General features: G+C 41.8%; 4 protein-coding genes. All 4 read right to left on the reverse strand.

From position 1 onward, the window contains the following. Positions 1-113: 113 nt before the first annotated feature. Positions 114-3,419, reverse strand: coding sequence for a hypothetical protein (locus T355_RS14090; RefSeq protein ID WP_051555497.1), 3,306 nt, complete (start codon positions 3,417-3,419; stop codon positions 114-116). Positions 3,420-3,472: 53 nt separating this feature from the next. Continuing rightward, positions 3,473-4,990 (reverse strand): glycosyltransferase, encoded by a 1,518-nt coding sequence (locus T355_RS0108930; protein ID WP_027397453.1) that lies wholly within the window; start codon positions 4,988-4,990, stop codon positions 3,473-3,475. Then, complete coding sequence (locus tag T355_RS0108935) at positions 4,980-7,829, reverse strand: glycosyltransferase (protein ID WP_027397454.1); 2,850 nt, start codon at positions 7,827-7,829, stop codon at positions 4,980-4,982. The genes T355_RS0108930 and T355_RS0108935 overlap by 11 nt, the downstream gene beginning before the upstream one ends. 137 nt (positions 7,830-7,966) lie before the next feature. After that, positions 7,967-8,594: flagellin (locus T355_RS0108940; protein WP_027397455.1), on the reverse strand; the 628-nt coding region annotated here is incomplete at its 5' end.

Raw genomic sequence — 8,594 nt, forward strand, 5'->3', positions numbered from 1 at the left:
TAAATACCTCATCCCCTCCTTCGGAGGGACCTTCTCCCCCTAAAGGGACTAGCTCATTCCATTCGCGTCGCAAAGGAGAAGGTTTCATTTAGTATTAAATTCCACGAAAAATTTTATTTTCCTGCAAGAATGGAAATGTATGCACTTTCCAATTCTTCCATATATTTTTTACCATCCATTATTGGAGCTGCCGTCATCATCTTTCGTAAACTCCTATGAAGCATATCCAATAATTCAATATCATTGGCCAAGCCCACAGCCCGCTCAATATAGTCATTGATATTTAACACTGCCAATTCACCAAGGCCAGTATTATTTAAAATACTCAATCCAAACCGGGAACCTCGCCTATCTCCATACAAACTTATTACCGGAACCCCCATATACAGAGCATCACAGGTGGTTCCACCGCCGGGATAAGGATAGGTATCCAAGGCAATGTCCACATCAAGATATCGATTCATATAGGTATTGGTGGCTGGTTCCAGCTCGATTCTGGATAAATCCAATCCTAAATTCATCAGACGGCTACGAACCATTCCACAGGCTGATTCACTTACCAATAGCTGGCACTTTATCAGCAAGCGTGAATCTGGCACCCTTGCCATTATTTCCTTCCAGGCAAGCAGCATTTCATCCGTTATCTTATGATAATGATTGAAAACCCCAAAAGTAATATACCCTTTCTCACGGCATGGTGTCACTTTAGATATTGGCACATCGTTCCGCCCGGTATAGCAAAATTGAGAGGTAAGATACAATGGCTTTTCTGTAATATTGCTTACATCTGGATCTATATAGCTATCCGTAATAAGATAATCGGTACAGTTTAGCCCCGTACTTTCCATCCAACCCAAGCCGGAAATCTGCACTCGAGCTACCCTATCATAAAAAACTGGGATTCCGCTGTCAGCACTATGTCCTGCCAAATCCACCAGTATGTCAATTTTTTCCTTTTTGAGTCTTTCTACAATCTCAGGCCAATCCATTTCTGAAACATCTATCCAGTTATCCACTAAGCCTTTTAGATGTTCAGTAAAGCCATCAGCCTTATCCGTAAGGCTTATACAGGTTACCTTGAATTTGTCACGATTGTAGCCATGGAGCATGGTGTAATAGAAGGAAAACATCACATGCTGACGAAAATCAGGAGAAATGTAGGCAAGGTGGATTTTTGCTTGACCTCCTCCGAGCACTACGTGCCCACCTCCCACAGAGGGGAAGGCTTTTTCTATTTTCTCCAACCATTTCCGTACATCATCACAATCCTCTGTCCTACACAGTTGGGCCAATAACGCCGAACCCATTAAACTAAACTTATCATAAGCATCATCCGCCAGCTTTGCCCCCTGTTCATAACCGGTCACAGAATCATCAATAAAGCCTAGTTTGAGACTCCTATTGGCATAATTCACCCACAACCGTCGTTGATATTCCCTGGTCCCCTTTTCACTCTCCTCACGCAATAACTCAAGGGTGTGCTTACTTTCCTGCCACGCCCCTACATAATCCAGCTTTCCCTGTAAAATATCGCTCAACAGGCTAGTAGCTTCCAGAATGTATTTATTATCCTTGTCCTGCTTTAAGGCTATACGGCACCAGCCCTCTGCCCGTTCATAGTCATTTTCCTTGTAACAAGCAAAGCTGTAATTCAATGCTGCCTTGGCGGTAGGACATTCCGCTGGCTTAAGCTGAGCTACATATTGTTGCCAAATATCCTTATAGGCTGCTTCCAGCTCTTTCATATAAAGCTTTCTATCCATCAAAGGAGATTTCTCCATCATATGCCGCAATCCAATATGGAGATTGTTGATTATTTCCTTGTCCCCAGCCAGAGCCACCGCCAAGTCAAAATAAGCCTGTTTATCATAAACCACAAACTCCGGCAGTCCTATATTTTCCAACAGACTCTTACCAAACCGTTCCCCATGGCTATTACCAGCCAAGGTAATAACTGGAATCCCCATATAAAGGGCATCACAGGTTGTACCTCCTCCTGGATAAGGGAAAGTATCCAAAGCAATATCCATATCCAGATATTCCCCTAAATAATCTTTTGAAAAACCTCTGAGCTCTATGCGTTTTTCCCACTCTGCAGAATTAACATCTATGCCAATTTTGGCAAGCCTGTCTGTAAACAATTCATATCCATATTCATCATCAAAAATGCCTCCCTTTAACAGCAAATGTGATTCCGGCACTGCCTTTAAAATAGCCACCCACAGCTCCAAAACCTCATCATTAACCTTTCGAATATGATTGAAGCTACCAAAGGTAATGTAGCCATTTCTTAAATAAGGAGCTTCTCCGGTAGAAGGTGCTTCATAAATTGGAGCATAGCAAAAATGAGAATGCTCGAGACTAATAATATCCTCCACAAAATACTCCGGTTCAGATTGCAACGCCTTATCCGACAGAAAATAATCTATGGTCTGTAATCCAGTGGTGGCAAAATAGCCAATACCACTGACCTGCACCGGTGCCGGTTTATAAGCCATTACAGGCAGGGCATTTCCTTTTGTATGTCCTGCCAAATCCACCAGTATATCGATTTTATCCTCATAAATAACCTCTGCCGCAGTCCTGGCATTCATGCCACTGATATTGCACCAATTATCAACCATGTTTTTTATTTCATCGCTAAAGCTATCCTCAACAAAGCTGTTATGATAGCAATACACCTCAAATTGCTCTTTATCATAATTAGCCAGCATTGCCCAGCAAAAACGTAGCACAACATGATATCGCAAATCTGGGGATATATAACCTATGCGTATTTTTCCCTGTTTATGACCAGTAATAGCCTCCAGTTGATATTTAGACCTATTGTCATATTGCGATATGTCCCTAAATAACTCATTGTAACCGCAATGAGCATTAAAATATTTCTCTGGCGTATTACGTGTTAAATGGAGATTAAAGAGGTAATTGCTATATTCCAAAGCCTTAAGCTGTAATGAATCAGCTGCCTTTACAGATTCCCAATAATAGTTCAAGGCCTCATCAAGAACGCCATAATTCCCCAGTAGTTTACCAAGCATATTGCATATCTTTTCCCAAACCGCTTTTGGAGTAGTATCCGGATTCTTCGTTGCAAAGTCAAAGGCTTCTCGCCCTTTTGCTATAGCTTCACGATTTTTCCCCTGTTCCATAAGAAGCCTTGCCTGAAGGAATTTACGGTACGCCGTTACAGGTAGCTTGCGTAATTTGCCAATCAGCTCATCGGCTCCTAATAAATTATGCGTTTCGATAGCAATAACCATAGAAATATCTATGGAATCACCTAGCAGCTTATTCCAGCCCAGCTTGTCTGCTAAATGGACCAGCTTGGCGACCATGGATGCGGCTTCACCATACCTTCCAGCATCTATCAGTCTGTATATTTCTTCCATTCGGGCCTGTCCCTGCTTTATATTCATATATCACCTCGTCCCCCTCTGCCGACTTATACTTAACAGACCATGAGAGAAGGCTATTTCCCATCTATTTCAGCATTTATACGATAATTCTTTAACCGCTTCAGCGCCGCTGCTTCCTTGGTATTCTTGCCAAACCTTTCCAAATATTCATTGGAAACCAATACATTCAAATATCCATCCTGAGGATATTTCTCCATATTATTGGCACTTAGTACACCATATCGAATCAATTCCTTGTACCGTTCACCAAGCTTTACCAACGCACCATCATATCTTCCGCCTGCCATATAGGCAAAGCTCGCCTCATAGCCGGTAACGTTTTTTCCATAATAGGCCATAACACCTTGGCTGCCATATCCCTTTACACTCCGGCAAATAAAAGCTCCATCCTTATCCCGATCATATAATGTATTTAGCAATTCGATTAATTCCGCGTCATCAATCTCACCCAAAGCCTTACAAAGCCCCTTTAGTGAATCCCTTTGATATTTATGCTCCTTTAGAGCCAGTAAATAATTTTCCGCTGCCTTTGCTCTATCACCTTTTAAGTAATAAATATTCCCCAACCGTTCGTAGGCATACGGAAGAAGGCCTCGTGAGGTATCAGATATACCTATACCCTGCCGCAGCTTATCCTCCTGGACCTTACGTAATTCCAAACCATGAAGCACTGCCTGCTCTGCTCCCAGCAAATCCCCATCCTTTTCCAAAGCCATACCACGAGTAAATGCAAAAAAAGGTTCATGAGGATATTCCCCTTCAGCTCGATTAATCATATTTAAAACTTCATCTACGGGACGACCAGCGTTATACATGGCCATTATAATCGTCTCATAAAATGATCCCTCGCCACCAATCATCTGGTATCCAGCACTAATACATTTTTCCCCATAGTAAATGGTCTTTTCATAATCACCCAACGTATTATAGGCATCCATCAAATAGGGATATAGCCTGCGCCGTTCCTGCTCGGTAGTAGCATTCTGTAATTCCTGTAGAAGAATAGGCAAATTACGCTCCGACTTACTACGTATTATACTGCTGGAATATCCAGTATGGATTGTTTCCAGACTAGCTGCAAACACCATTTTCTTATTCCCCTGACTGTTTTCCAGCTGCTCATGGATTGCCCCCTTATATCTAATATAAGGACTACGACGAAAAACACGAGGCAATAAACTAGTGCTAACTACGCGCCATTCATTATCTTTATCAACTTCCAACGTACGACATAAAAGACATGCTATATTTTTATCCTTATTATAGCGTTCCAATTCTTGTCGTAAAGACCTTTGAGAAGCTTCAGTAAAAACATCATCTGCATCCAAAAATATAATCCAATCACCGGTAGCCTGATCAATAGCATAATTTTTCGCCGCCGCAAAATCATTTATCCATTTAAAATGATATAGCTTAGCACCAGCTTCCTGAGCCAGCTTCACCGTATTATCCGTGGAACCAGTATCCACCACAATAAGCTCATCCGCTACCCTTTTCATGCATGCTAGCCAACGGGGCATATTTTTTTCTTCGTTTTTCGTTATTACACAGGCTGATATTTTAATGCCCATTCTCCATCGCCTCCTGGCACCATGCTACATAAGTAGCTGCTGTATTATCCTGAACGCCTCGGCTAAAGCATTCCAGGGCCACCTCATACCTTTGTAAATCATAGAAGCATATCCCTACCTGCTGCCAATAATGCTCATTAACCCCTTCTGACTCTGCTGGTATGAGATTATACAATTGCAATGCATATTCTGGTTTATTACATTCCCTCAATAAACCAGCCACATTAATAAGCTGCTCCTCGAATTCAGTCATATCTGCTGATACCATTGGAAGTATATCAAGATATTTTTCTATAGTAGCATCGGTTGCCATAGTAAATACTTCCTTTATGAATGTACTGTATTCATTATAATGACCCTTTATTGCCACCTCACCAATCAAGCCATGAATATACTTCACAATATTCCCCAATTTTACAGGTAATATACGTACATAGTCTTCATCATATTTTTCCAAGAGGCATACAAAGAGATATGGCAGTATTGCCGCGATTTCCTTCATGGATTGGTTATAAAGCCATGGATATGACTTAACCATAATCAATGGGTTTACCTCCTCACTGCCAAAATACTCTGCTAATTCAATTAATCCATTGTCTGAAAAAATATTAGTTAATATAGCTTTATAGCCTGATTCCTCCTTATATATCGCTGTAAGCTCAGCTATAAATTTTTCATCAGGCGTACCATTATACATATCCGCCCAACCGCTAATTGCTACCTCCGTCCATGGATTTATTGTAAGGGCGGTTTTAAACATAGCTTCAGCAGCTGCTCTTTCACCAGTTTCCCGCAAACAAATACCCAAATCAGCATATAGCTCATGTAAAATTGATGCTATGCTACTTGATTCCACAGGAACATCTTGATTATTATACGCTTCAAGTCTTTCCATAGCTTGTTCAAAGCATTGAATCGCAGCCTGATATTGTTCATGTTCCGTCAAGAGCATTCCCTTACGGCCATAAAAATCCGGTAATTTGGGAAATAACCTTATCCCTGTATCCGCAAGCACCACTTCATCCTCAAAGTCATAATTCAGCTTTTCCATGGCATTAAAGGCCAGCCAATACATATCCCCCTGCTGCCCAAGGGGCTGATATGGGGATTGCGTTGCTAACAAGGCGTTATTTAAGGCCTGTTCATAATTGCCCAGCATATAATAGCCTTCTGCCAAATAGCGGTATGTTTTACGAATATCCTGTCCAGCGGCAATGTCCTGCTGCAAAAGCTTAATATTTCGCTGTGCCTTTTTAGTACTAATTTTAGTCGAATACCCTGTATGATTTATCAAAAGGCATTTATCGGCCACCCGGGCATTTAAAGCCTCTGCACCAGCTTCAGCTTTGACAAGCTGTTCATGAATCCGCCCCTCGTAATGAATACCCGGTAATTTGCGGAATATACGCAAAGCATTAAAATAATTGATTACACGATTATTATTGTCCTTGTCCACATTGGCCATAGGTACATAAAGTGCCTGTAATTCCTTATTCAACCGAATATAAGACAAATAACCACGCACAAAATTAGGTTCAACAAATAATTCATCCGCGTCCGTAAATACCAGCCAATTCCCAGTAGCTTCAGCTATGCATTGATTTTTTGCCAAGGAAAAATCATCCTGCCAGTCGTTTTCCAATAGTACTATTGGCATATCTGGATTATCTTCGCTAAACCTAGTTATTAATTCCTTAGTTTCATCCTCAGAGCCTGTGTCATTAATAATTATTTCATCTGCAAATACACTGACATTCTCCAGCCAGTTTGTTATATTACTTTCTTCATTTTTCACTATCACACAGGCAGATATTTTAACATCTGGATATTTTCCCGCCAATTCCGTAATTTCTTTCTTTCTTTTCTCCATAACAGGTATCATTTCATCAGATAAAAGGCAAGGCTCAAGGCCATCATAATTCTCCAGCAGTGAAATGGCCAATTCTATTTCATCCCTGGCCTTACCGTAACTAGCCAACTGGTATAAAGCCTCGCTGTATTCTGCATGAAAATCCGGCAATTCAGGAAAATCCTTAATGCCCTGGCGGGCAAATTTAAAACGCTCCAGCTTCCCTACCAAACTAGTATCTTTGGAGTAGTGGGCTAACAGCCCTCTGTAGCTACGGCTGGCATAGGTAATAGGCTGACGTCCACGGGCCACGTCCAGCTTCGCATAATACAATGATTTTTCCTTATCACCCAAAGCACCATAGGTTTCATAAAGATTAGTATAGTACCGCTCTTCAGGATCACCAGCTGCTATGGCAGCCTGCATCATACGTAAATTGCGTTTATTTTTTTCCATGGATATGCTTGTGCTATACCCGGTATGATCAATGGACAAAAGCTCCCTACTGACACGTTTGGTAACGTAAAAAGGCACATCACCAATATGGAGCATTTCGTGAATTCTTCCCTGATAATTTAATCCTTGAATATTCCGCACAATACGCAGGGCATAAAACTCATCCAGGGCCTCCCCCGTATCCTTATCATAGTTCACCATATTAATCAAAAGACCTTTGGCCTCAGGGGAACAAGATTCCAATACAGTCCTTATATTTTGCCTGGTTTCCTTGGAAAAGCTCTCGTCAGCATCCAAAATAATTATCCAATCCCCGGTTGCTTTTGATATTGCCATATTACGAGGAGCAGAAAAATCATCATCCCATTTTCTAACATAAACCCTTCCGCCATAAGACTTAAAAATCTCCACTGTATCATCCGTCGAACCAGTATCAACCAAAATCAGCTCGTCCGCTGTACCCTTTATTGAATCCAGTGAACGAGCTATATTTTTTGCCTCATTCTTGGCAATATACACCGCTGAAATTTTCATGCCATTCCGCTCCTGTCCCTTTTTATCTATATTATACCTCGCCATTTTCTTAAGGGAAAGGCAAACAAAAAAAGGCCGTCCCGAAGGACGGCCAATTTATGGTTGTTTTAATTTGTAGCTCTACTATCCAATAGATATTACTGGAGCAGACTGAGTACGTTAGAGCTGCTCTGGTTAGCCTGAGACAGCATGGACTGTGCAGCCTGGAGCAGAACGTTGTTCTTGGTGTAGTTGGTCATTTCCTTAGCCATATCAGCATCACGGATAGTGGACTCTGCACTAGTTACGTTCTCGCTTGCAGTGGTCAGGTTAGCCTGAGTGTACTCGAGACGGGACTCTGCAGCACCAATGGAGGTCTGCTGATCGAGAGCCTTCTGAATAGCAGCATCAAGAGCGTTGATAGCAGCATTAGCCTTCTCCTGAGTTGCTACGGAGATGGTAGAACCATCAGTACCCTGGAGGCCAAGAGCATGAGCCTTCATATCGGTCATGCCAACCTTGATGGACTGGCCAGCCTTAGTACCTACCTGAAGAACGATGGAGTTATCCTCAGAAGCGTTCTGAGCACGGATGGACTCCTCAAATGCATCCAAGGAAGCATTAGCAGCCTTGTTTACATTGCCCTTGTTATCAGTAACATACATGGTGAAACCAGCAATCTGACTGTCAATACCAGCAGTCCTACCACTAAGGGTAATAGCATTCTCTTCAGAAGCAGTCTTAACAGCATTACCAGAGCCATCAGTACCAATAGCGGAAGTTGCA

The organism is Anaerovibrio lipolyticus LB2005, assembly GCF_000621545.1.
GTDB lineage: Bacteria > Bacillota > Negativicutes > Selenomonadales > Selenomonadaceae > Anaerovibrio > Anaerovibrio lipolyticus_A.